Source organism: Paenibacillus sp. LPE1-1-1.1, assembly GCF_040676435.1.
Classification (GTDB): Bacteria; Bacillota; Bacilli; order Paenibacillales; family Paenibacillaceae; genus Pristimantibacillus.
The window spans coordinates 360,152-384,306 of record NZ_JBEGHY010000001.1; the positions used below are offsets into that span (position 1 = coordinate 360,152).

24 protein-coding genes are annotated in these 24,155 nt (G+C 51.3%); 1 reads left to right on the forward strand and 23 read right to left on the reverse strand.

The window, feature by feature from the left end:
- Positions 1-4: 4 nt before the first annotated feature.
- The 17 genes from MRBLPE1_RS01830 to MRBLPE1_RS01910 all read right to left on the reverse strand — a co-directional run bounded on the left by MRBLPE1_RS01830 (position 5) and on the right by MRBLPE1_RS01910 (position 17,730).
- The gene (locus MRBLPE1_RS01830; RefSeq protein WP_364140780.1) at positions 5-766 is read right to left on the reverse strand and encodes a Stp1/IreP family PP2C-type Ser/Thr phosphatase; all 762 of its coding nucleotides are present in this window, start codon (positions 764-766) and stop codon (positions 5-7) included.
- 7 nt (positions 767-773) lie between these two features.
- Complete coding sequence (rlmN, locus tag MRBLPE1_RS01835; protein WP_364140783.1) at positions 774-1,820, reverse strand: 23S rRNA (adenine(2503)-C(2))-methyltransferase RlmN; 1,047 nt, start codon at positions 1,818-1,820, stop codon at positions 774-776.
- A gap of 100 nt (positions 1,821-1,920) precedes the next feature.
- Positions 1,921-3,435, reverse strand: coding sequence for a 16S rRNA (cytosine(967)-C(5))-methyltransferase RsmB (rsmB, locus tag MRBLPE1_RS01840; protein WP_364140786.1), 1,515 nt, complete (start codon positions 3,433-3,435; stop codon positions 1,921-1,923).
- Positions 3,432-4,385: a methionyl-tRNA formyltransferase gene (gene fmt, locus MRBLPE1_RS01845; protein WP_364140789.1), complete on the reverse strand. Its 954-nt coding sequence runs from the start codon at positions 4,383-4,385 to the stop codon at positions 3,432-3,434. The genes rsmB and fmt overlap by 4 nt, the downstream gene beginning before the upstream one ends.
- Positions 4,386-4,389: 4 nt before the next feature.
- Positions 4,390-4,875 (reverse strand): peptide deformylase, encoded by a 486-nt coding sequence (gene def, locus MRBLPE1_RS01850; RefSeq protein WP_364140792.1) that lies wholly within the window; start codon positions 4,873-4,875, stop codon positions 4,390-4,392.
- A gap of 42 nt (positions 4,876-4,917) precedes the next feature.
- On the reverse strand, positions 4,918-7,410 hold the full coding sequence (gene priA, locus MRBLPE1_RS01855) for a primosomal protein N' (RefSeq protein WP_364140795.1): 2,493 nt from the start codon (positions 7,408-7,410) through the stop codon (positions 4,918-4,920).
- Positions 7,407-8,621, reverse strand: coding sequence for a bifunctional phosphopantothenoylcysteine decarboxylase/phosphopantothenate--cysteine ligase CoaBC (coaBC, locus tag MRBLPE1_RS01860; RefSeq protein WP_364140798.1), 1,215 nt, complete (start codon positions 8,619-8,621; stop codon positions 7,407-7,409). Before coaBC ends, priA begins: the two co-directional genes overlap by 4 nt.
- 91 nt (positions 8,622-8,712) lie before the next feature.
- Entirely contained in the window at positions 8,713-9,237 is a 525-nt protein-coding gene (locus MRBLPE1_RS01865; RefSeq protein ID WP_364140801.1) for a YfiT family bacillithiol transferase, read from the reverse strand.
- A 121-nt stretch (positions 9,238-9,358) separates the two neighbouring features.
- The gene (locus MRBLPE1_RS01870) at positions 9,359-9,898 is read right to left on the reverse strand and encodes an NUDIX hydrolase (protein ID WP_364140804.1); all 540 of its coding nucleotides are present in this window, start codon (positions 9,896-9,898) and stop codon (positions 9,359-9,361) included.
- 147 nt (positions 9,899-10,045) lie between these two features.
- Positions 10,046-10,228: a hypothetical protein gene (locus tag MRBLPE1_RS01875; protein ID WP_364140806.1), complete on the reverse strand. Its 183-nt coding sequence runs from the start codon at positions 10,226-10,228 to the stop codon at positions 10,046-10,048.
- A 35-nt stretch (positions 10,229-10,263) separates the two neighbouring features.
- Entirely contained in the window at positions 10,264-10,446 is a 183-nt protein-coding gene (locus MRBLPE1_RS01880) for a hypothetical protein (RefSeq protein WP_364140808.1), read from the reverse strand.
- A 184-nt stretch (positions 10,447-10,630) separates the two neighbouring features.
- Positions 10,631-10,840, reverse strand: coding sequence for a DNA-directed RNA polymerase subunit omega (rpoZ, locus tag MRBLPE1_RS01885; RefSeq protein ID WP_053375625.1), 210 nt, complete (start codon positions 10,838-10,840; stop codon positions 10,631-10,633).
- 16 nt (positions 10,841-10,856) lie between these two features.
- Positions 10,857-11,474: a guanylate kinase gene (gmk, locus tag MRBLPE1_RS01890; protein WP_364140811.1), complete on the reverse strand. Its 618-nt coding sequence runs from the start codon at positions 11,472-11,474 to the stop codon at positions 10,857-10,859.
- Between the two features lie 13 nt (positions 11,475-11,487).
- Positions 11,488-11,748 carry an extracellular matrix/biofilm regulator RemA gene (gene remA, locus MRBLPE1_RS01895; protein ID WP_005548256.1) on the reverse strand — a complete coding sequence of 87 codons (261 nt, stop codon included), beginning with the start codon at positions 11,746-11,748 and terminating at the stop codon, positions 11,488-11,490.
- 341 nt (positions 11,749-12,089) lie between these two features.
- Positions 12,090-13,964 carry a bifunctional homocysteine S-methyltransferase/methylenetetrahydrofolate reductase gene (locus MRBLPE1_RS01900; RefSeq protein WP_364140820.1) on the reverse strand — a complete coding sequence of 625 codons (1,875 nt, stop codon included), beginning with the start codon at positions 13,962-13,964 and terminating at the stop codon, positions 12,090-12,092.
- 30 nt (positions 13,965-13,994) lie between these two features.
- Entirely contained in the window at positions 13,995-14,825 is an 831-nt protein-coding gene (gene dapF / locus MRBLPE1_RS01905; protein ID WP_364140823.1) for a diaminopimelate epimerase, read from the reverse strand.
- Positions 14,826-14,946: 121 nt separating this feature from the next.
- A complete protein-coding gene (locus MRBLPE1_RS01910; RefSeq protein WP_364140825.1) occupies positions 14,947-17,730 on the reverse strand; it encodes a calcium-translocating P-type ATPase, SERCA-type in 2,784 nt (927 codons plus the stop codon).
- Between the two features lie 178 nt (positions 17,731-17,908).
- Between MRBLPE1_RS01910 and MRBLPE1_RS01915 the strand changes: the two genes are divergently transcribed.
- Positions 17,909-19,669, forward strand: a complete 1,761-nt coding sequence (locus MRBLPE1_RS01915; protein ID WP_364140828.1) for an Rqc2 family fibronectin-binding protein — start codon at positions 17,909-17,911, stop codon at positions 19,667-19,669.
- A gap of 55 nt (positions 19,670-19,724) precedes the next feature.
- Here MRBLPE1_RS01915 and MRBLPE1_RS01920 read toward each other — a convergent pair whose 3' ends face one another.
- From MRBLPE1_RS01920 to MRBLPE1_RS01945, 6 genes are all read right to left on the reverse strand, one after another.
- Positions 19,725-20,657, reverse strand: a complete 933-nt coding sequence (locus tag MRBLPE1_RS01920; protein WP_364140831.1) for a MerR family transcriptional regulator — start codon at positions 20,655-20,657, stop codon at positions 19,725-19,727.
- Positions 20,647-21,534 (reverse strand): PHP domain-containing protein, encoded by an 888-nt coding sequence (locus MRBLPE1_RS01925; RefSeq protein WP_364140834.1) that lies wholly within the window; start codon positions 21,532-21,534, stop codon positions 20,647-20,649. Before MRBLPE1_RS01925 ends, MRBLPE1_RS01920 begins: the two co-directional genes overlap by 11 nt.
- Positions 21,525-22,436 carry a selenium metabolism-associated LysR family transcriptional regulator gene (locus MRBLPE1_RS01930; protein ID WP_364140836.1) on the reverse strand — a complete coding sequence of 304 codons (912 nt, stop codon included), beginning with the start codon at positions 22,434-22,436 and terminating at the stop codon, positions 21,525-21,527. Before MRBLPE1_RS01930 ends, MRBLPE1_RS01925 begins: the two co-directional genes overlap by 10 nt.
- Positions 22,437-22,566: 130 nt before the next feature.
- Entirely contained in the window at positions 22,567-23,004 is a 438-nt protein-coding gene (locus tag MRBLPE1_RS01935; RefSeq protein ID WP_308994645.1) for a hypothetical protein, read from the reverse strand.
- Between the two features lie 250 nt (positions 23,005-23,254).
- The gene (locus tag MRBLPE1_RS01940; protein WP_138751699.1) at positions 23,255-23,518 is read right to left on the reverse strand and encodes a YlbG family protein; all 264 of its coding nucleotides are present in this window, start codon (positions 23,516-23,518) and stop codon (positions 23,255-23,257) included.
- A 135-nt stretch (positions 23,519-23,653) separates the two neighbouring features.
- Positions 23,654-24,148, reverse strand: coding sequence for a YlbF family regulator (locus tag MRBLPE1_RS01945; RefSeq protein ID WP_364140841.1), 495 nt, complete (start codon positions 24,146-24,148; stop codon positions 23,654-23,656).
- Positions 24,149-24,155 lie beyond the last annotated feature (7 nt).

Below are 24,155 nucleotides of genomic sequence, written 5' to 3' on the forward strand. Positions count from 1 at the left end.
CTTGTCACCCCTCTCGATTCATGCTAGGCGCTTCTTGCAGCAGAACGACTGTAATATTGTCGTCCCCGCCAGCATGGAGTGCAAGCTGAATGAGATGATCAGCTTTAGCTTCAAGCTCCAGCTGCTCCGTCGAGACCGTTTGCAGCATTTGCTGCTCGCTCACCATATTCGATAAACCGTCGCTGCAAAGCAGCAGAACGTCATGGGAAGACCACTCTACGGTTTGAACCTCGATGTCAACCTGGGAATCCGTACCGACAGCACGTGTCAGCACATTGCGCCTAGGATGATGAGCCGCCTCTTCTGCGCTAAGCTGGCCGGATTTGACCAGTTCATTGACGAGCGTATGGTCATTTGTAATTTGCGTAATAACGCCTTCCGTAATTTTGTAAGCGCGGCTGTCGCCAACATGTCCGATAATAGCATTGTCCTGCTTCACCAAAGCAGCAACGATCGTAGTGCCCATGTTATGATAACGCTCATTACGGGAAGCCAACTCAAATACAGCTTCATTCGCATGCGAAATCGCTTGCCGAATAAGCATTTTCCCTTCCTGTAAGGACAAATCCGCTTTCGCCGCGCTTTGCTCCAGCATGCTGCGGAACGCATCAACAGCCTTTTGGCTTGCTACGTCCCCAGCCTGATGGCCGCCCATGCCATCGGCTACGATGGCAAGGGTTACCCCATTGTTTAATTGACTTACCCATGATTGGTCTTCGTTGACTTGACGAACCCGTCCGATGTCACTGCGGTTTGCCGTTAACAATCAATCATCACCTCGCCTGAGACTCCATATGTTTCGCTCTTAATTGGCCGCAGGCTGCCGCGATATCATGACCTTGCTCCCTGCGAATCGTTACGCTCACTTTATTCCGTTCCAGTACGCGTTGGAATTCAAAAATATCCTCGCGCGGCGTCCGGACGTAATTCCGTTCAGGAACATGGTTTACGGGAATTAAATTGACGTGGCATAACATGCCTTGAAGCACATCAGCAAGCTCTTGCGCATGCTCGGCACGGTCATTCACTCCGCCAATCAAGGCGTACTCAAACGTGATTCTCCGGCCTGTTTTCGCGATATAGTTATGGCAAGCAGCCATTACGTCATCGAATGGGAAACGGCGGTTAACCGGCATCAGCTTGGAACGCAGCGCATCATTCGGTGCATGGATCGACAGCGCGAGGTTAATCTGCGTGTTTTCCTCTGCAAATTTATACATGCTTGGTACAATGCCGCTCGTCGACACCGTAATGTGACGTTGACCGATGTTCAAGCCTTTTTCATGAATCATGATACGCAGGAAGGCCATGGTTGCGTCGTAGTTCTCAAAGGGCTCCCCTGAGCCCATTATGACGATACTGGAAACGCGCTCGCCTGTTGCGTCAAGCATTTGCTGCGCAGTAACAACCTGTGCAACGATTTCTCCCGCGGTCAGGTTGCGTTTCAAGCCGCCAAGCGTCGAGGCACAGAATGTGCAGCCGATTCGGCAGCCGACCTGTGTCGTCACGCAAATGCTGTTGCCGTAGTTGTGGCGCATAATCACCGTTTCGATCGCATGCGCGTCATGCAGGCCGAATAGAAACTTAACGGTGCCGTCCTTTGATTCGAATTTTGTAATTTCGCTAAGCGTTATAATCTGGAAGCTTTCCTCGAGCTTATCGCGAAGCTCCTTGGATAGGTTGGACATATCTTCAAAGCTCTTTACCCGCTTCACATAAAGCCAATCAAACAACTGCCCGCCGCGAAAGGCCGGTTCGCCGTTATCTTTCATCCATTGTTGAAGCTGTTCGAGCGTGTAGTCATATATGCATGGTTTCATTTCATCACACCTGTACCTTATAGTAGGGCGGACCAAACGTTCTGGTATCCGCCATCGATTTATTTTACCACAAACGCCCATGTTCAGCCATAAGCGCGGCTTATGGGCGCTTTACCATCCTTGCAATGTAAAAACCGTCGCTGTCAAAATGCTGCGGAAGCAGCTGCGCTTGGCCATCAAAATGCTCATCGATAGCTCCGGCTTTCTTCAGCTGGTCAACGATGGCCTCCGGCCAATTGCGATCCAATTCAAACTCGGGATGCTCCTGTAAGAACCGGGCAACCTGCTGCTCGTTCTCATCCTTCTCGATCGTGCATGTGCTGTATACGAGCACTCCTCCAGGGCGAACCAAATCGCATACGGCATTCAGCAAGCGCTGCTGAACGGCCGCTATATCCGATACATCTCCGGCTGTTTTGGTCCATTTGATCTCCGGCTTGCGTTTAATTACGCCAAATCCGGAGCAAGGGGCATCGAGCAAAACGGCATCCATCGAATGCGGCTTGAAGCGGCCTGCCAGCTTGAGTGCATCCTCGGTAGTAGCCTCGACATTGCGCAGCTTCAGCCGCTCGGATTGCGAAACGATCAAATCGCGCTTATGGGCATGCAAATCGTTCGCCCACACCTTGCCCTTGCCATCCATTAACTCAGCCAAATGCGTACTCTTTCCGCCGGGAGCCGCGCAGCAATCCAGTACCTGCATGCCGGCTTTAGGCGCTACGACCTCTGCAACCAGCATCGAGCTTTCATCCTGCACAGACCATAGGCCCTCGCGGAATCCGTCGGAATCGGCTAGATTGCCTCCGCGCTGAACGGTTATGCCTGCGGGCGCAATAACGGATGGCTCAGCCTCGAAGCCTGCTTCTTTCAACAGCGCAATGGCTTCTTCGCGGCTAACCTTTAATCGGTTAGCACGCAGGCTGGTATGGGGATGCTCATTCCCTGCCGCGCAGATTGCCTCTGCCTTTTCTTCCCCATATGCGATTACCCAGCGGCTTACGAGCCATTCCGGATAGGAGTGGCGCAAGGCGATCTGAACGACCGGATCTGCATGCTTGATATCAAGCGCCTGCAGGTCTGAACGGCCGCGGTCGATGCTGCGAAGCACGCCGTTCACCATGCCGGAAATCCCGGAGTGCCCGCGCTTCTTCGCTATGGTCACCGCTTCATTCACGGCAGCATGCGCCGGTATGCGATCTAAATACAGCAGCTGGTACGCGCTCATACGAAGCAGCTGATGCACCCATGGCTCAAGCTTATGTAGTCCTTTCGAGACGAATCGGCTTAACCAATAATCAAGCGTCGCTTGACGCTGGATTGTCCCATATACGAGCTCCGTTACTAACCCCGCGTCTGCGCGCTGCAATCCTGCGTCCTGAAGGGTACGGTTAAGCTGCAAGTTACTGTAAGCTCCGGTCTGGGCTACCTTAACCAAGGTATCCATTGCCAGCTCCCGCGGCGAATTCGCTTTGCGGGTTCCCTGCTGCGGCGGAGTCTGTCCAGCCTGAGCAGGCTTGCCGCCTGGAGCTGGACGTTTATGACCATTCCTTGCTTTGGGCTTGCCTTTTGCGCCAGTACCGTTGTTACCCGTTTTTTTCGTGCCGCTCTCCGTCATGCCGCACCTCCGTCGCCAAGCAGCGTGCCTGCTTCAAGACGTGCGCCTTTCAGCCAATCTGCCGCGCTCATCGCTCGTTTGCCTGCTGGCTGAATTTCTTTCAATACAAGCACGCCTTCGCCAGTCTGGACTTGAATGCCGCTGCTGTCCGATGCAAGAACGGCTCCTGGTGCAGCAGCTTCTTTTGAATCAGCGGCTGACTGCACGGCGCACTGCCATACCTTAAATACTTCACCATTCAAATAGGTAAAAGCACCGGCCATCGGCGATAAGCCTCTGACCTGATTGAAAATCGCGCGAGCCGGTTTCGTCCAATCGATTCGCTCATCCTCACGCGTTAAGTTGGGTGCGTAGGTTGCTTCCTCATTCTGCTGCGGGACGGCCTTCGCCTCACCCGAAATTATGGAGGGCAGCGTTTGTCCAAGCAGCTCCGCGCCTGCGCGGCTAAGCTTTTCGAACATGGTCCCGGATGTATCCTCGTCACCTATCGGCAGTTCGACAACGCTGATCATGTCACCGGTGTCCAAGCCCTCCGCCATATACATAATCGTAACGCCAGTCGAGCTCTCGCCGTTAATGATAGAGCGCTGGATAGGAGCGCCGCCGCGATATTTCGGCAGCAAAGAGCCATGCACGTTAATACAGCCAAGGCGCGGAATATCAAGCAGCGCCTTCGGCAAGATTTGGCCGTAGGCTGCCGTAACAATCAGGTCCGGCTTCAGCTCGGCAACCGCTGCAACGGCATCTGCATTCCGCATCCGCTCCGGCTGGAGCACAGGCAGGTTGAACGACAACGCCGCTTCCTTTACAGGCGGCGGCGTTAGCGTTTTTTTGCGGCCCTTCGGCCGATCGGGCTGTGTAACAACAGCAACAACATTATACTGCTGCTCCAAGAGCAGCTTCAAAGAGGGAACGGCGAATTCCGGCGTTCCCATAAATACGATACGCATGAAGCTATTCGCCGCCTTTTCTAGCTCTTTCCGAAATGTCGTAGATACTCTCCGCCAAATCGGTAAACAAAATACCGTTCAAATGGTCGACTTCATGCTGAAACGCACGTGCGAGGTAGCCCTGCGCTTCGACCTTAATTGTCTGACCGCTGCTGTCTTGTCCGGTTACCACGATCCGGTCTGCACGCAGCACGTCCCCATTCAGGTTAGGAATGCTTAAGCATCCTTCAGGCCCAAGCTGTTCGCCTTCCTGCTCGACGATGACGGGATTGACCATTTCGATTAAACCATTCTCATCGCCCACATCCACGACGATAATCCGCTTCGAAATCCCGATTTGCGGTGCCGCGAGGCCTACGCCCTCTGCATCGTACATCGTATCGGCCATATCCTTAAGCAATTTTTGCAAATTTGAATTGAATTTCGTTACTTCTTTGGCCACTTCCCGCAAAACCGGGTCCGGTTCTTTCACAATTATACGGATACTCATTGTATTCCCTTCCTTTACGATCATTAAAATAGTAATAGCTATTTATAATATAACTTGTGGATCTACGTCAATACTGAACTGCACAAGGCGTTGCGCCGGCCCCTCCGTGAAAGGGATAAGCGCCTTGCGGACAAGAGCAGAAGCATCGATGCTCCCACGATATTTTATCACACATTGAAAACGGTAGCGATCTTTCATTCTCGAAATCGGCGAAGCGACTGGTCCAAGCACCTCCAGCGCCCTGCCAAATCCGCTGCCGAGCGAAATGAGCACGCCTTCATTTTCGGCGAGTTCCCTCAGCTCGGCGGCAAAACTCTCGCTGACCGAGGAAAGCAAGGGCAGCTGCTCATGCGACATTGTTACGAGAATCAGCCGGCAATAAGGCGGGTAGCCCATCGCGCTGCGATGACGGAGCTCCTCGCTGACAAAAGCCGCGTAATCATGCTGCTGCGCCGTAATGACGGCATAATGCTCTGGCGCGTAGGTTTGAATGACGACTTCGCCCGGCAAATGATGACGGCCCGCGCGGCCCGCAACCTGCGTGAGCAATTGGAACGTACGTTCCGCCGCGCGAAAATCGGGCAGATTGAGCGAGGTATCCGCTGCAATCACTCCGACAAGCGTAACATAGGGAAAATCCAGCCCCTTCGCTACCATTTGCGTCCCAAGCAGCACATCCGCCTTGCGTTCACCGAATTGCTTCAACAGCTTTTCATGCGAATTTTTTTCAGTCGTCGTGTCGACATCCATGCGGATCACCCTGATGCCCGGAAAGAGCTTGGACAGCTCCTCCTCTACCCGCTGGGTTCCGGTACCAAAGTAACGGATATGCTCGCTTTGGCAGGAGGGACAGCTTGTCGGCGCTTGCTCCGCATGCCCGCAATAATGGCAGCGCAGCGCCCGCGACTTTTGGTGATAGGTCAATGAAATGTCACAGTGCGGGCAAGCTGCCGTATAACCGCAGGAGCGGCACATCACGAAGGTCGAATACCCTCGTCGATTAAGCAGTAGAACGGATTGTTCGCCGCGCTCCAGCCTCTCTGCAAGCGATGTGTGCAGCAGCCGGCTGAACATCGAACGATTGCCTTCTTTCAGTTCCTCCCGCATATCGATCACGGTCACAGGCGGAAGCGGTCTTTCGCCTACCCGAACCGGCATGGGCAGCAGGGCAGGCTCGCGTCCTTCATCCCGTGCGGTTAACGGCCGGCTTGCCGCGGCAAAGGATTCTAAGGATGGCGTTGCCGATCCAAGAACTACCGCCGCTCCATGCTGCTTTGCCCTCTTCACCGCGACATCGCGCGCGTGATATTTCGGGCTCTCCTCTTGCTTATAAGATGATTCATGTTCTTCATCCATTATAATAAGCCCAATTCTCTCAAAAGGTGCAAAAATGGCCGAACGCGCGCCAATCGCCACCTGCACCTGACGGCTGCGAATTTTGCGCCACTCGTCGTACCGCTCACCATTCGAAAGCCTGCTGTGGAGCACGGCAACCGCATCGCCAAATCTGCCCTTGAACCGTTCAACCATTTGGGGCGTCAACGAAATCTCGGGAACGAGCACAATCGCCTGTTTCTCCTGCTCCAAGCAAAATTGGATGGTTTGCAAATATACTTCTGTTTTCCCGCTCCCCGTTACGCCGTGCAAGAGCATCGTCTGCGGCTCGCCAGCATCCACCGCCCTGACTATACGGTCATATACCGCTTTTTGTCCTTCTGTAAGCTCAAGCGGCGATGTTCTCTCGAACTCCCTGCCTGCATAAGGATCACGCTGCTGCTCTACCTCACGAAGCTCAAGCAGCCCTTTCTCGGCTAATGACCGTACGCTCGCGGCAGACCCGCCGGCTTCGGCCAGCAGCTGCTGAAGCTGCATCGGGCCTCCATGCTCAAGCATGAAGGCTAGAACTTCGCGCTGCTTCGCCGCCCGCGAGGGCAGAGCTTCCATTTGCTCGCGCACTGCCTCGATATTGTCCGGCAAATAAACGGTCAGCACCTTACGAACGGCAAGCCTGTCACGTACCTTGGTGTGCTCAACGAGCACGCCTTCGCGCAGCGCGGCCTTGACGACCTTCGCATGCTCTGGAAAACGCTCCAGCAGCACCTCAAGCTTGACCAGCTTTCCGCCATTCGCCATCCATTCCGTCATCGCAAGCGGAAGATCCTCCCTGGCAGCTTCTTCATCCTCAATGCCGACAAGCCTCTCGGCTTTGCCTTTCAAGGCAGCCGGGATCATGGCCTGCAGCGCCGTTGTCCAGGAGCAGCAATATTTATCGCTCATCCACTTGGCCAGCTCAATAAGGTCAGGCAGCAGCGGCGGCACATGATCGAGCAGCTCCGAGATCGGTTTTAGCCGCTTCGAATCGAAATCACTCGTATCGGCCAGCTGCGTCACAAAGCCCTGCAGCACGCGTCCGCCGAACGGCACGCCGACGCGGCTTCCCACCTCGATCCAATCCGCAAAGCCAGCAGGCACCTCATAATCAAACGGCCGATCCGTCTGGCGGCTCGGCACGTCAACAATTACTTTAGCAATCATCCGGCGCTCCCTCCGGAACGGATAAGCCGTCCAGCAACCAGCTCCAGCAAACGAACGGCAACCTCTCGCTTGTACAAGAGCGGCATCGCCTCGACTAACCCCTCCGCACCGAATACCTGAACGATATTCGTATCGCCGTTAAAGCCTGCCCCATCCTTGCCCACATCGTTTGCCACAATAAGATCGCAACGCTTCCTGCGCAGTTTATCCATGGCATAATGCTCGACCTGATCCGTTTCAGCGGCAAAGCCGACAAGAAATTGATGCTGCTTCCGCTGTCCGAGCGTTTCCAAAATATCCGTCGTCCGCTCAAGCTCGAGCACAAGCTTCTCTCCGGTTTTCTTCAGCTTCTTATCGCTTATGTTCGCCACCCGGTAATCGGCAACCGCTGCAGCTTTGATAACGATATCCATCTCGTCGTATCTTTCTGTTACGGCTTCCAGCATTTGCTGCGCGGACTCTATCCGGATCACCTTAACTCCGGAGGGCAGCGCAGCAGTCGCACGGCCAGCCACTAAAGTAACATCCGCCCCCATAAGCTGCGCTGCTTCCGCAATCGCAAAGCCCATTTTGCCGGAAGAATCATTCGTCAAAAATCTTACCGGGTCCAGCCTCTCCATCGTCCCGCCAGCGGTGACCAGCACTCGCTTGCCCTTTAGCTTGGCGCTTCTTCCAAACCAAGAATCGATCGCCGCGACGATATCTTCCGGTTCAGCAAGCCGGCCCTTGGCAACATAACCGCAAGCCAGCTGGCCTGTGCCAGGTTCGACGAACATTGCTCCGCGCGCTGCAAGCAGTTCTAAATTATTGACCACCGCAGGGTGCTCGTACATATGTACATTCATTGCCGGCGCAATCAGGACCGGGCAAACAGCAGCAAGAAGCGTCGTGCTCAGCATATCGTCGGCATGGCCTCCGGCTAGCTTAGCTATCGCATTGGCGGTAGCCGGGGCAATGACGATTAAATCCGCATGGTCTGCCAAGTGGATATGCGATACGACGGCCGGATCCCGCTCATCGAACGTATCGGTATAGACCGGGTTGCGAGATAACGTTTGCAGGGTCAGAGGAGTTATGAATCTAGCTGCCGACTCCGTCATGATCACATGGACATTCGCGCCTGCCTGCACCAGCTTGCTGCATAAAGCTGCACCTTTATAGGCTGCAATTCCGCCCGTAATTCCGAGTAATATTGTTTTTCCTTTTAGCATGGTGTATCTCCTATCAAGCGTAACGAAGAGTAGCAAGCTTATCATTTGTTATATTTTTATAAATAAAGCCTTGGACCATTCACCGCTTAAGTCACCAATCCTTGCGTTCTCTTAAGCTTGTGATTTGAGCAACGTGATGTTTGCCATGCCACGCCACAAATCCTAAAAAATAAGCCAAGCCTATCTGATTCCCCTGCTCGGGATGATAGAACATTTTTTCGAAATCAGAGGACTGCATCGAACGAAGCAGCAGCACCCAACGGGCATATATCCCCTCGACGATCGCATTACTAACTTCCGGCGAAGCCTGCAGGCTATCCGCCGTTTCTGCCCAGCGTTCTTCGTTAAACGGCTTAATGGTCGGATTGTTCTCCGTAAGCGCAAGCTTAAAGCGCGAGAAACAATTCATGGAAGCATCCGCGAGATGATGGGCAACCTGACGTACGGTCCATCCCCCGCTTCGGTAAGGCGTATCTAACTGCTCTTCATCTAAATCCGCTAACGCAGCTCTCAATTGACCTGGCAGCTTCTCGATGTCCGCAATCCACTGTTCACGATGCTTATTGGTCATTCCCTCGAACGAGTACCTGCCAATCGGATAACGTAATTTGTCCATTCCGTTCCCTCCTGTTCATTCGTCCACGAAACGTGAGTCCCGCCATCTATCATAACATATGCAGACTCAAAATCTAACCAGACCTTATACTTATTGAACAATAAAGCCGGTCCTGGAAAAATTACAAAAGACCGTTTCTGATCCGATGCGCCATCCAATAAAGCTCCGCAATATCAGAACGGCCGATCGCTCTGAAACGTTTTACCGCTTCATCGATGCCGACCACTTCTACGACGGCCACTTGCTCGCCATCCGGTGGATTTAAAGGATCGCCTACCAGCTCAACCTCGCCGTATCCGACAAGCCTCACAAAATGCGGATGGGGAATATGCGGCCGATAAGGCTCCTTAGCGGATGAATGACAAGCAAAGCAGCCGAATAGGGTGTAACTCAGCAGCTCGGCTCCGAGCTCCTCCTTTACTTCCCTGACTAACGCATCCATATGATGCTCTTCAGGCTCCAGCGTTCCCCCGGCAAGCTCCCATCTTCCATCCTCCAATTGCATGACTGCATAACGGTCGCCAACGGTAGGAATAATGCTGATGTTGCTGACTAACGCTTCGTCCACCTTATAATCAGGGGTAAAGCAGTTCTCGACCGCCCCCCATACGATACCTTTCGACAATGCCGGAAAATCATTTAAGCTAAGGTTTTTAATCATGTGCAATCCATCGACCTTTCCTCAAAATTCATATCTATTTTCGACCATTGAACGCATAGCGGTTCTCATAGTTTAACAAATTAACAGCTTCTGTTCACACATAAATATTGAATGCTTGCTCCATAATATGCTGCCGACATATGGCTGCTAGCCAATAAACTGAATAACGCCTACGGAGATTATCAACATAACAAAAACGATAAGAAAACCAATGCCAAATCTTGCCAAGTTTGAGCGAGCGCCTCTGGACCCAGCCTTCAGCTCCGCCACCTGCGCCTCTAGCTTAATAATGGATTCCTTGATTTCACGAATCTCCTGCTCATTAGCCATTCTGATCGCTCCCTTCAATCTCTGCTTTTTATCGTTTATATTCGCTTATCGACGATATGTTTATTTTCTTGAATTTCCTTTCTCAGCAGCTTTATTTCTTGGTTAAGCGACTCCAACTGCTCTGTTAATTTAGAAGAATTAATAGCGCCGCGAATGACGACTGACAGAAGCAGCATGAAAACGACTAAGACAATAATCGAAAATAAAATAAGATCCACTTCTTTAAACCTCCTTGGGACTGACAAACATTTCAGATGTTCATATTCGCCTCAGTTACTACCTATATTTTACTAATAAAGTATATATTTTAAAAATATTTTCAGCATTATTAAAATAGAAAGCGGAGTGCTTTACTGTCGCCAGTAAGCACTCCGCCATTGCAATGATTATTAAAAACTCTGCTTAGTCCTCTTTTGTTGCGAGGTTTTCTACTTGGAGAATGTCGCCGTAAATTTCTTCCAACGCAACACCTACATACTTGCGGGAGCGCGGGTTTTTAAGTTCCGACTTGTCTCCGTTGCGAAGCATGCGGGCACGTCTTGAAGCTGCTACGACTAACGTGTACTTGCTGTCAACTTTTTTCACCATTTCGTCAATGGACGGATATAACATCGTTCATTCTCCTCACTCATGCTTTCTCAATTGCTGCGACCATACCCGAAACGTAAGGTAAATATCTGTCTCTGCGGCAATGTTCTGCTATCATGATGCTGCGAATACGATCGCATGCAGCATCTATCTCATCATTCAATACCGCATAGTCGTAATGGCCAAGCAAATTCATTTCCTCGACCGCGACAGACATGCGATTATTGATCGTATCCAAGGTTTCCGTACCACGTCCGGTAATTCGCTGCTTCAGCTCATCCAAGGAAGGGGGCAATAAAAATACAAAAATACCTTCAGGGAACTTTTGCTTCACCTTTAGCGCACCTTGTACTTCGATTTCCAAAATGACATCCTTGCCGCTCGCTAATGTGCGCTCAACGAAATCACGCGGCGTTCCGTAGTAGTTGCCAACATATTCCGCATGTTCCAGAAGCGCGTCGCGCGCGATCATGTCCTGAAACTGCTCCTTGCTTTTGAAAAAATAATTCACGCCGTCTACTTCACCCTGACGCGGCAGTCTGGTCGTTGCCGACACCGAATACACCAGCTCAGGAACCTTGTTACGAAGAACGGAACAAACCGTCCCCTTGCCAACCCCCGAAGGGCCGGATAATACAATTAGCAATCCCTTTTCCATATTACTCCCCGTACTATTCGTCGTTATCGTCGTCCTTAGTGGATAATCGGTGTGCAACCGTCTCTGGTTGAACAGCCGATAATATCACATGATCGCTATCCGTAATAATAACAGCGCGCGTGCGGCGTCCATATGTCGCATCAATAAGCATGTGGCGGTCGCGGGCCTCTTGAATGATTCTCTTAATCGGAGCCGATTCCGGGCTTACGATTGAAATAATGCGGTTTGCCGATACAATATTACCGAATCCGATATTAATAAGTTTAATAGCCAAGCCTGGTTCCTCCCCCGCCTACGGTCTTCCCTGTGCATCTGTCTGCAAGTGTTCAAAAAGCATGATTATATTTAATGAATGTGAATACGACAAGTTCGCGTTCTTGCCAAATACCGACAGAACTACTGCACTATTGTTGACGAAAAAAGTGCCGTGCATACTTCCCTTTGTAGAGTAAAGCATCTACCGTTACCGGTTTCCAGCAGCCTGTCCTTGCCATGCCGTGTAAGTGTGGCAACTGTATCCATGCTTTATTTTAATTGATTTTCCGCGCGCGAACAAGCGAAAATGCGAAAACAAGCAAAAAAGGCTGTTTTTCGCATTGATTCCACGTAATTCGCCTACATACGCTCTGTCTTCTGCCACACGTATTCCGTGAGCTGAACGCCCATATCGTAGAACATAAACGGCGTTATTAAATAGATGCCTTTAAAATGCGGCAAAGCGGCATCGAGCAGCTCTTTGGCGATTTTCACGCCCTCCGCACGGCCCGCTTCTCCCTCAAGTCCAGACATTCTGGCCCGAACCTCGTCGGAAAGCTGGATCCCCGGCACCTCATTATGAAGGTATTCGGCGTTGCGTCCGCTGGCCAGCGGCATGATGCCGATAAATACGGGAACCGAAAGATGCTTGGTCGCTTCCGCTATCCGTTCAATAAGACTTGGATCGTAGACAGGCTGTGTCATGATATAATCCGCGCCTGAAGTAATTTTGCGTTCAAGACGTTGAACGGCTTTATCCAAATGCTTAACGTTCGGATTAAAGGCGGCGCCGACGACAAATTTGGCCTTTTGCTTGAGCGGCTTGCCCGAGAATGCCGTTCCGTCGTTCAACTGCTTGATCATTCGGATCATCTCGAACGACGTAAGATCGTAGACCGAGCTGGAATCCGGCAAATCACCGAAACGGGCAGGGTCGCCGGTAACCGCAAGCACATGGTCGATATCAAGCGCGTCTAATCCCATCATGTGGGATTGCGTGCCGATCAAGTTGCGGTCGCGGCATGCAATATGCACAAGCGGACGGATACCGACTTTCTCTTGTACAAGCGCGGCAAGCGCAATATTGCTCATGCGCGTAACGGCAAGCGAATTATCCGCCATCGTAACCGCATCCGCCTTGGCTTCCTTCAATGCGGCAGCGCCGTCCATGAATTTACGGATGTCCAAATCGCGCGGCGGGTCGAGCTCGACGATAACCGTGTGGCGCTTCCGTACTAAATCAACGATTGACGGCTCCTGTATGGCAGACTGCTTCGGTGCAGATTCCGTTTCAACCGGTTTCTCTACCGGCTTTACGACAATCCTCTCGACCGCAGGCAGCGGCGCAGCAGCTTGTCCGAATTGCGGAATATAGCCGTCGAGCGCAGCAGCGATCGCTTTTATATGCTCTGGGGTCGTACCGCAGCAACCGCCGATCAAGCGGGCGCCGCGATCCGCGAAGCGCTGGGCTGTCTCGGCAAAATACTCGGGACCAGCGGAATAGGTGTATTTACCATCGATATAATCCGGTATACCGGCATTCGGATAAACCGATAGCGGTAATCCGACAGGACCGGTCATGGAATCAATCGCCCTCATGATCCCGTTAGGACCGCTGCGGCAGTTAAAGCCCACCACGTCAGCGCCTTCCGCTTGCAGTTGATCAAAAGCGCCCTTCATGCCATTGCCGTCCTGCGTGCGGCCAACGTCCTCAACCGCGAACTGGCAAATGACGGGAACGTCCGACGCCGCTCTCGCAATACGAAGCGCAAGGAGCATTTCATCCAGATCATAAAATGTTTCCAGCAGCAGTCCGTCAACTCCCTCATCAAGCAGGGCATGCATTTGACGCTGATAGGCCTCGATCACTTTTGCCGTGCGCAAATTTTTCAGCTTCCCGTCGCGTATAGAGCCGACCGCGCCTACAACATAGGCATCCTGGCCGATCGCGCCGCGGGCAGCGCGAACGCCGGCACGGTTAATGGCATCCATTTCATTCTCTAAGCCGTATTTGGATAACTTCTCTAAATTAGCTGAAAACGTATTCGTCTCGATGACGCGCGCGCCTGCCTCATAATAGCGGCGATGGATATTTTCAATCACATCGGGACGAATCGTATTGAATTCCTCGTAAGAAACGCCGACAGGGAACCCCATCTGATACAGATAGGTTCCCATCGCGCCGTCCCCGGTCAAGATACGCTGCTGGAGCGCTTCCCTCAAATCCGGTTTCATTATATTCATACCACCCATCTTACGTTGCTCTTATAGCGAGCCGCGGAACGATACCGCTGCTGGACCCGTCATGTACACGTGATTATCGGATTCATTCCATTCAATCAGAAGATCTCCGCCTTTAAGCGATACCGTAGCCGTGCGATCCGTTGCGCCGTTCAATACGGACGCGACAACCGTTGCGCAAGCGCCGGTACCGCATGCCAGGGTAGGACCCGCGCCGCGTTCCCAAACACGCATATCCGTTTGCGAACGGGAGTTTACCGTCACGAATTCAACATTGATTTTACGCGGAAATAACGGGTGCGTTTCAAGCTTTGGCCCCCAAGTGTTCAGATCAAAATTCACGGCATCGTCTACATAAATGACGCAGTGCGGATTACCCATAGATACTGCCGTGAAACGGAATTCGCGGCCGTCCACCTCGATTGGATGCTCGATTACGCGTTCAGCGTCAATGGTAGTCGGCACTTGCAGCCCGTTCAAAATCGGCTCGCCCATATCGACGCGAACAGAGGAAACCTCGCCATTGTCAACGGTAAGCTGTACCTTCTGAGCGCCCGCGCCTAACGTTTCTATCGTAATTTCTTCTTTATCGGTTAAACCATTGTCATAAACATATTTAGCTACGCAGCGAATCGCATTGCCGCATTGCTCAGCCTCCGAACCGTCGGAGTTAATGATCCGCATGCGGAAATCCGCGATCTCCGAAGGGAGAATGTAAACAAGACCGTCTGCTCCGACTCCGAAAAACCGATTGCATAGACGAATAGCCAATTCGGCTGCGTCTGCAGGCAGCTGCTGTTCACCCGCGATTACCACGAAATCATTTCCTAAGCCGTTCATTTTTGTAAAATTCATCTGTTTGCCCTCTCCTTGCTACATCAATAGGTATGATATTGCTATGATTAATTCCTAATAGCATACCGCAAAGCAAGGAGAAAGGCTATTCATAATTTGTTCAATCATTTGTATTTTCCTGTTATCTAGCTGCGGTTTGCGGGCCGATCGGCCATTTTGTTTTGGTCTTGTTTTTCTTCGAAGTGCCCAGCACGCTCCCAATACCCATTAAGAAAGTCGGAATTCCCGCGGCCACGAACACAAGACACCATTCGCGGAAGTTAAGCGGTACGGTTTTGAATATCGGCTGCAAGGCTTCGATATAAAGCACGCCGATCATGAGCAGCAGCGACGAAAGCACGGCAAGCACCAAATATTTATTTTGAAACGGATTGCGGTGGAAAATCGAGCGCGAGCTCCTGCAGTCGAACACGTGAATGAGCTGTGCCATGACCAAGGTAGCAAAGGCAACGGTCTGCGCCTTCATAAGCTGTCCGGCGCTGCCGGGCGCATCATGCAAGGTGATCCAGAAAGCCCCGAGCGTACAAACGCCGATCAAAATACCGCGGCTAATAATTTTCCAGCCGAGCCTGCGCGAGAAAATGCTTTCTTTCGCGGAGCGGGGCTTTTGCTGCATTAAATCCTTCTCGGCCTGATCTACGCCAAGCGCCATTGCCGGTAAGCCGTCCGTGACAAGGTTAACCCATAGAATTTGAATCGGCACCAGCGGAAGCGGCAGCCCTGCCATCATCGCAAGGAACATGACTAGTATTTCCCCAACGTTGGATGCTAATAGATAACGGATGAATTTACGGATATTCTCGTAAATGCCCCGTCCTTCTTCGATTGCGGCTACGATTGTCGAGAAGTTGTCGTCGCTCAGGACAAGAGCCGAGGCTTCCTTCGATACATCCGTCCCGGTGATCCCCATCGCGATACCGATATCCGCCGCTTTGATTGCCGGCGCGTCGTTCACCCCGTCGCCTGTCATTGCAACGACATGCCCTTGGCGCTGAAGCGCTTTGACGATCCGTAATTTATGCTCTGGGGATACCCTTGCATACACATAAATATTATCCACGAGGCGGTCAAGCTGTTCATCGTCCATCGCCTCAAGCTGCCTGCCGCTCATGGCAATACCGCCGCGCGGCATAATGCCCAGCTGGCCCGCAATGGCTTCCGCTGTCAATTGATGATCCCCGGTAATCATCACCGTCTTGATCCCCGCACGTCTGCAGGTCGCGATCGCTTCCTTCACCTCGCGGCGCGGCGGATCGATCATTCCAGTTAATCCTACAAACACAAGCTGGCATTCGGCATCCGCTTCCGTCTCGCAAACATCACTGGCTCGCAAATCGCGATAAGCAAGACCGAGCACGCGAAGCGCGGACTGCGCCATCAGCTCGCCTGCCTCGGCGCATTTCCGTTTGAGCGTGGATGTAAATGGCACGACCTTTCCTTCCCACAGCACATAAGAGCAGTGGTCCATCAGTAAATCAGGCGCTCCTTTTGTACAAATGAGACGGCCCCCTTGATGAGCCACCACAACCGACATCCGCTTCCGCTCCGAATCAAAAGGAAACTCTTTCTCGCGTTTATATAACGGCTCAAGCGATTTGGCCGAAGAACCAAGCTTGGCAGCAAGCACTGCCAATGCCCCTTCCGTCGGATCTCCCTTAAGCACCCATTCCTCTTGCACTTCCTTGCTTTTACGTTTGCCTGTTTCGGCTGATTCCACCTTTACGATTTGAGCGTTATTACACAGAGCGCTTACCTGGAGGAGCCGCTTGATCGATTGATCGTGTTTGATATCAAGCGCATTGCCAGCTTCATAAATGGCACCCGTCGGATCATAGCCCTCGCCGCTTACCTCAAGCTGCCTACCGCCTATCCATACATGGGTGACCGTCATTTTATTTTGCGTCAGCGTGCCCGTTTTGTCCGAGCAAATGACCGATGCGCAGCCGAGTGTCTCTACGGACGGCAGCTTACGGACGATTGCTTTTCGTTTGATCATTCGTTGTACGCCGAGCGCGAGAGCGATGGTCACAATGGCTGGAAGTCCCTCTGGAATAGCAGCTACTGCCAGGCTTACGCCGGCAAGGAACATGCCGTATGGAGGCTGTCCGTGCAAAATTCCCGCAACGACAACCATAACCGTCAAGCCAATCGCAACCACGATCAAAATTTTCCCAAGCTGCTCCAAACGATGCTGCAGCGGTGTTTCCATCGATTCCGTTTGCTGAATAAGACCCGCGATTTTGCCCATTTCCGTTTCCATGCCCGTCCGAATGACCACAGCTTTTGCTGTTCCCCTCGTAAGCATCGTGCCCATGAAGCCCATGTTTCTCTGATCTCCAAGAGGCAGATCATCCTCCGCGATCGCTGCGGCATGCTTGCCGACAGGTACCGATTCCCCCGTCAGAGCCGATTCCTCGACATAACAGCTGTTTGCTTCTAGAAGCCGCACATCAGCTGGTATCCGGTCCCCGCTCTCCAAATAAATAAGATCGCCTGCGACCAGCTCCTTGGCAGGAACGTTCAAAAGCTCCCCGCCCCTGAACACCTTGGCCGTTGGCGCGGAGAGCTCTTTAAGCGCCAGCAATGAGCGTTCCGCCCGAAATTCCTGGACGAAGCCGAGTACCGCGTTAATTACGATAATGGCCACAATCGTGATGGCGTCCAAATACTCGCCCAGCAAGCCTGAAATTAAAGTCGCTCCCATCAGTACGAGCACCATAAAATCTTTAAATTGATTGAGGAACAACAAGATCGGCGAGACGCGCTTGCCCTCCGTCAATTCATTATGTCCGTTCTTCTCCAGCCGCTGCGCCGCTTCCGACGTCGTCAGCCCTTGATCCGGGGAGCTGACTAATGCGTCAACCAGCTCATTTGTCCCCATTTGATGCCATTTCAATTGTTCCATGGTATAACTCCTTTCCGTAATATGCCGAGCCAAGCAGACACGACGCCAGCCCTTCGGACAGCCTTCTAGGGTAAATGTATTCGGACAGCCCATAAAATATCCCTTAAAAGACTTAAGTTTTTGGCTCAACTATGGCATGATAGAGAAAGACTGACCAAGGAAGCGAGGAACACACACCATGGCATTAGACGGGATCGTCACCCATGCTATTACGCAAGACCTGCAGCGCTGCGTCGGCGCGCGTATACATAAAATACACCAGCCTACCGAACACGAACTCATTTTCAGCATTCGAGGAGCCGGCATGAATGGCAAGCTGCTTTTGTCTGCCAATCCTACCTATCCCCGCGTACATTGGACAACGGGCACGTACGTCAATCCGATGGAAGCTCCTATGTTCTGCATGCTGCTCCGCAAACATTGCGAGGGCGGCGTCATTGAGTCCATCCGGCAAATCGGGTGCGAACGTATCATCCATATCGAAGTCAAGCATCGGGATGAGCTCGGCGACTTATCGAACAAAACAATCGTTATCGAGATTATGGGCCGCCACAGCAATATTATTTTGATGGACAAGGCAACCGGAATGATTCTTGACGGTATCCATCATGTTACGCCAGCAATCAGCAGCCACCGGATCGTATTGCCAGGCAGCAGCTACACTCCGCCTCCCGAGCAAGGGAAAATTGATCCGCTGGCAATTGATACGGAACAAGCGTTTTTGAATGCACTGAGCGATACCGATGAAACAGCGCCTATGCATAAGCGACTTGTGGACAAGCTGAGCGGTTTCAGTCCCTTGCTCGCGAAGGAGCTAGTATACCGGGCACAGGCTGGCGCAGAAACATTAAATGAGGGCTTACAGCAAAGCTTGGAACAAGTATGGAACAGCTTCTCCAGCTTTATCCAGCAGGTTAAGAATGAACAGTACACGCCTATGATCAAAACAAATCCGGACACCGGAAAATCTTTTTTCTCAGTCACGGAGCTTACGCATATCCAAGGTGAAGCCGAATTTTTCGCGGATGTCAGCGCTTGCCTCGAAGGTTTCTACGGCAACAAAGCCGAACGCGATACCGTAAAACAACGAGCAGCGGATCTCATCCGATTCGTTCAAAATGAGAAAGCAAAAAACGTCACAAAAATTAAAAAGCTTGAGGATACGCTCGTAGAAGCCAAGGATGCGGAGAAATATAGAGTTCTCGGCGAGCTCCTCACCGCTTACATGCATCAAATGAAGCGCGGGGATACTTCCATTGAGCTAATCAATTTTTATGATGATGAACAAGCCTCGGTCACCATTGAGCTTGATCCGCAGCTGACGCCTTCGGACAACGCGCAGCGTTATTTCCGCCGTTATACCAAGCATAAAAACAGCTTGTCCATCGTCGCTGAGCAGATGGACATCGCACGTACTGAAATTCAATATTTTGAATCCTTGCTGCAGCAGGTCGATAACGCTTCTCTTGGCGATATCGGGGAGATTCGTGATGAGCTCGTGGAGCAGGGCTACATGAAAGAACGCGGCCGGCGCGGACCAAAAAAGAAAAAAACGCTCAAGCCTTCCTTACTTTGCTACACGTCCTCCGAGGGGGCCACGATCTATGTCGGCAAGAACAATACACAAAACGAGTATTTGACGAATCGGCTTGCGTCGCCTTCCGATACATGGCTGCATACAAAGGATATTCCAGGCTCGCATGTCGTCATAAGAGGCGGAGACTTTGGCAACGCCACGCTTGAGGAAGCGGCTATGCTTTCCGCTTTTTATAGCCAAGCACGCGACTCCAGTTCCATACCGGTTGATTACACGACCATTCGCCATGTTCGCAAGCCGAGCGGCGCGAAACCGGGCTTTGTTATCTATGACAATCAAAAAACATTATTTATAACACCGGACGTACAGCGGATTAAATCGCTTCCCTGCGAGACGAAATAGACCCGCTGCCGATCTGCTGCACCGCACAAAAACAAAAACACGGTCTCTTATTTTCTTAAGAAATAAGAAGCCGTGTTTTTATTTTTTCTATGCAGATCTTGCCGTCACCCGACACCAGAAACACATGCTTCGCCCCAGGAAGCAATCCATCTTCACGAACCGCCCTGCCGCCTATAAACACTTTAGCCGTTAACTGACTGTCTTGGATCATTCGGTCCAACCTTAGCAGGAAGGCCGCAGCCGTCCCCAAGCGCTCCCCATTGGAAAAACTTAGCGTAAATGCTGAAGGCTTTACCTCAGCCAAGCAATCGAATATCCCTTTTTCGGAAGGAGAGCTCCCAAGGCAAACTACCCGAAAGCCCTCCTGCTGCGCAAAAAAACCAATCAATTGGATGCCGAGCTCATGCCGCTCCCCCGGGCCGCTGGCCGTAACCAGCAAGGGACTATCGTCGTTAGGCCGGAATAATCCGCGAATCGCAAGCACTTTATCACGAATAAAATGGCTCCCGAAATGCTCCTGGTATTCGGAGATTCCTCCCAGCTCCCGCCGTTCACCCAGCTCTACAAGCGCTGGCTCTAAAATATTTAAGAGAAGATGCTCCAAATGATGCATCGCAAGCAGCTGCTCATAAAATCGCTGCGCGCTGCCAAGGTCCAGTTGAGTGAAGCATTGCAGCAGAAACTCGATCGGCATGCTCCAATCCGGGGAAGGCGGCTTCAAGCCCTCCTGCTTTTGCCCAGGACGAGCTGAAGCATCTTCAAGACCGTTTTTCCATTCCATAACAGCCATCCCGATCGGAACGCCTTCATCCACCTGTCCTTTCAACCAGAGCAGCGTGTCGATATCCTCTTTCGTATAACCGCGGTAGCCATTCGTCATCCTCTCCGGCTTAACGGCTTCGTAGCGGTCCTCCCATTTGCGGATGAGCTGCGTGGACATGCCTGTCCGCAAGGAAACTTCTTTGACTGTATAAAGCCTAGAGGTCATTCCTCTTGCTCCTCCATGATGGCAGCAGCTGCTGCAGCACGCCGATACTTACCGTACGACTGCCTACCGCACCATGAAAAACAACGCCCTGCCGCGAGCCATGAAAATCCGAACCGCCGGTCGCTATCAATTGATACTTGGCTGCAAGTTCCGCATATCGGTGCTCTTCCTCATGACCGTGATCGGAATGATACACTTCAATGCCTTGGGCGCCATAGCGTATGATCTCTTCCACTAATGAATCGTTGTTGTATAATCCGGGATGCGCAATTACGCTTGTCCCCCCGGCCTCTCGTATCCAGTCAATGGCCTCGAACGGATTCAGTCTCGGAGGATTGACGTAAGCCTCGGCACCCGTAGCTAAATAACGATCGAACGCTTCCTTCATATTGGATACGACACCCTTACGGATAAGCGCCGCAGCAATATGAGGACGCCCGATGCTGACAGCGGCGGATTGCAACGACTCATTCGAACGGTTCCCGTGGGCGGCATCGAGCACATCATCCATTGTCATCGCTATGCCCAGTTCATTCAGCTTCGCGACAATCATTTCATTGCGTCGATCCCTCATGCCGCGCAGGCTTGCAAGCCTCGAGAGCCATTTTTCATCGGTATTATTCGTGTAATAACCTAGAATGTGAATATCGGTACCAGCCGCAACCGTGCTCACCTCAACGCCCGGTACAACAACGATACCTAATTTCTCGCCTTCTAACAGCGCTTCAGCTACACCGGCGACCGTATCATGATCAGTAATTGCAATCGCGGAAAGGCCGGCCTCTTTTGCCAGCTTGACGTTCTCGGAAGGACTATGCAATCCATCCGATGCAGTCGTATGTGTATGCAGATCAGCAAGTCCGTTCGTTAGAGCCATTGCTGCAAATCCCTCTCTCTCAAAAAGGATAAGAACGTTACGGCGGATATAGGCAAGATTGCCGATTTCAGATAGATCGAATAAAACTGCCGCTTAAACTTCGAGTCTGATACTTTGATCATTCGAATTAAATCAAGCGCAACCTCATGCTTAACGGAGGAGGAGGAGACAAAGGAAATGCCTAAACCTGCTTCGACAGCTGATTTCACGGCACCGGTGCTGCCTAGCTCCATGACGATTTTCATTGACGCGGGATCTATATTTTTCTTTCTAAGCTGCTCTTCCATCACAAGCCGCGTTCCCGAGCCTTGCTCCCGCAGGACGAAAGGAAATGCCATGGCTTCTTCTAAAGTGACCGATTCGCGGTCTGCTAACGCGTGCGATTTGGACACGATGAGCCTGAGCTCGTCGCTCATGACAGCTTCCATATGCATATCAGGATGGTTAACCGGAGCCTCAATCAAGCCGAAATTAAGCTGATGGCTCAAAATATCTTCCATTATTTGGGATGTATTCATGACCTTCATGCTAATCGAGATATGCGGGTACTCTTGACCGAACGGCCCGAGCAGCCTAGGTAAAATATACTCCCCTATCGTCAAGCTGGAGCCGAGCTGCAATCGGCCCTTCAACTGCTTCGTGAAAGCAGACATCGCTTGATCCGTATCTCTGATCAAATCGATACTGCGTTGGGCGTAAGGCATCAATGCCCTCCCCGCTTCCGTCAGCTCGATCCGTTTCGTAGAGCGCTGGAGCAGCTTTGTGCCGAAATAATCTTCCAGCGACTGCACTTGCATCGTTACGGCAGGCTGAGTCATATGTAAAGATTGCGCTGCAGCCGAGAAACTGCCGCGTTCGGCAACCGTACAAAAAATGTGAAGCTGATGAAAATTAAGCGCCATGATCGATCATCCTTTCTTCTGGTGCTTATTATACTACAAACCTTGTACGGATTCTTACAACCGCAACAAAAAAAGCATGCAATCTTATTTGGATTGCACGCTCCGGTTTTATTTATATAGTTATAATGCCTTATTTGCGTTTTCTGCTGCTCTTTACAAGAGTCATTCGCCGGGAATGACGCAGCCATGAATAATAGGACTTAAGATCCCTAAGCTCAATGGTTTCCGACATCCGTCCAAGAAAGGTCACTATGATCATTTTATGTAATGGAACTCCGGTAATATCCGTTTCCGTCAGTGATTCCGCAAATTCGGCAACAAAGACCAGGTCGTCGTCAATTAAATAAACATCCTGCTCATTGCGGTAATACGGCTCGATGCGGCCCTGCTTCAAGCATTCCCATAGAAATTCGGCAATATCTTCAAATCCGGTTTTCTCGCTTTCGATCCGGTCCAGCCAACGGCTTTTGGCATGGTTTGTGATGACGATATCCGCTACTTTTTTATCACCTAGATCAATATAAAACGACTCATATGTGCTCCATCTTCTTGTCATTTTATCTTTCACTGCGCATCTCGCTCCTTCCTAGGACCCAGGGCTTTTATACTATGAATTTAATTCCATTCTATCATGATTGTCCGAGATTACAACAATAAAATAAAGTACGACCATTTTTGTAAGTTATTGGTTAATTTATCGTAAAAAAAAGACACTTCTCAGCGTTAATCGACACGGAGAAGCGTCATTTCATCATGCATATATGCGATTACTCATTATTGAAACGGATAAGTACACTGCCATAAAACATATAACCTGCTTACAGGCTGTAAAACCTTGTTTTATCTTCACTGTCTTTGCTGTATTCGGTTTTGATTTCATTGCGGTACGAACGTTCGATCTTACGAACGTAAGAAAGCTTACCCATCTGCCGCACAGCCTCTTCAGAACGTTCCGCATTCATATACATCACGACGTAATGCATCTTACGCGACATATAATGAACCGTCCCGAACCTTTCGAGTGACCTTGCTGCTTTCAAATCACTTACCCATACGATATAACCCGTTCGTTCCGGTAGCATCTTTTCCCTCCTAAAGGTTTGCCCAGCAAACCTGCTTCGCAAGCATAGGCTAAAGTTTGCCCGGTAAACCTGCAACGAATGCTTATGCTGAGGTTTACCCTGCAATCCCGCCATTATTCCGTGCCGCGCACCGTGTTAGCTGCAACCGCCGCTTCCGCAGCTGCAAGAGCCGCCGCTTCCGCAGCTGCCGCCGCCGGCAGCTTTCTCGTTGCCAGGCACCTTGATATTGTCCGAAACCGACTCCGCGATCGTGCGCGAAACATCATACAGCATTTCGTCTACGACCTGCTCAGCGACTTTGAAACGACGAACGCTTTCAATTTCACTCAGCTCACGCTCGATTTGCTTCACTTTGTCCTTCGCTTCATTATAATCCGGATGAAAGCGCCCGAAGCGCTCACATTCGACGAACAATTCTTTAGCTTTGGCGAATCGCTTCGTCATTTGCTTGACTTCTTCGTCTTCGTTTACAGCCGTCTTCCAATATAGATAATCGGCAACTTCCGCCGATTGATTAATCCAATCTCCTAGTTCATAGGCACAGAGCAGCAGCGACGCCATATCGAGAGAAGAAACGCCGCCTTGCGGTTGCTCCAACTGAATAGCCGTTAAACCTTCAGTTGTTGGCATTCACCCA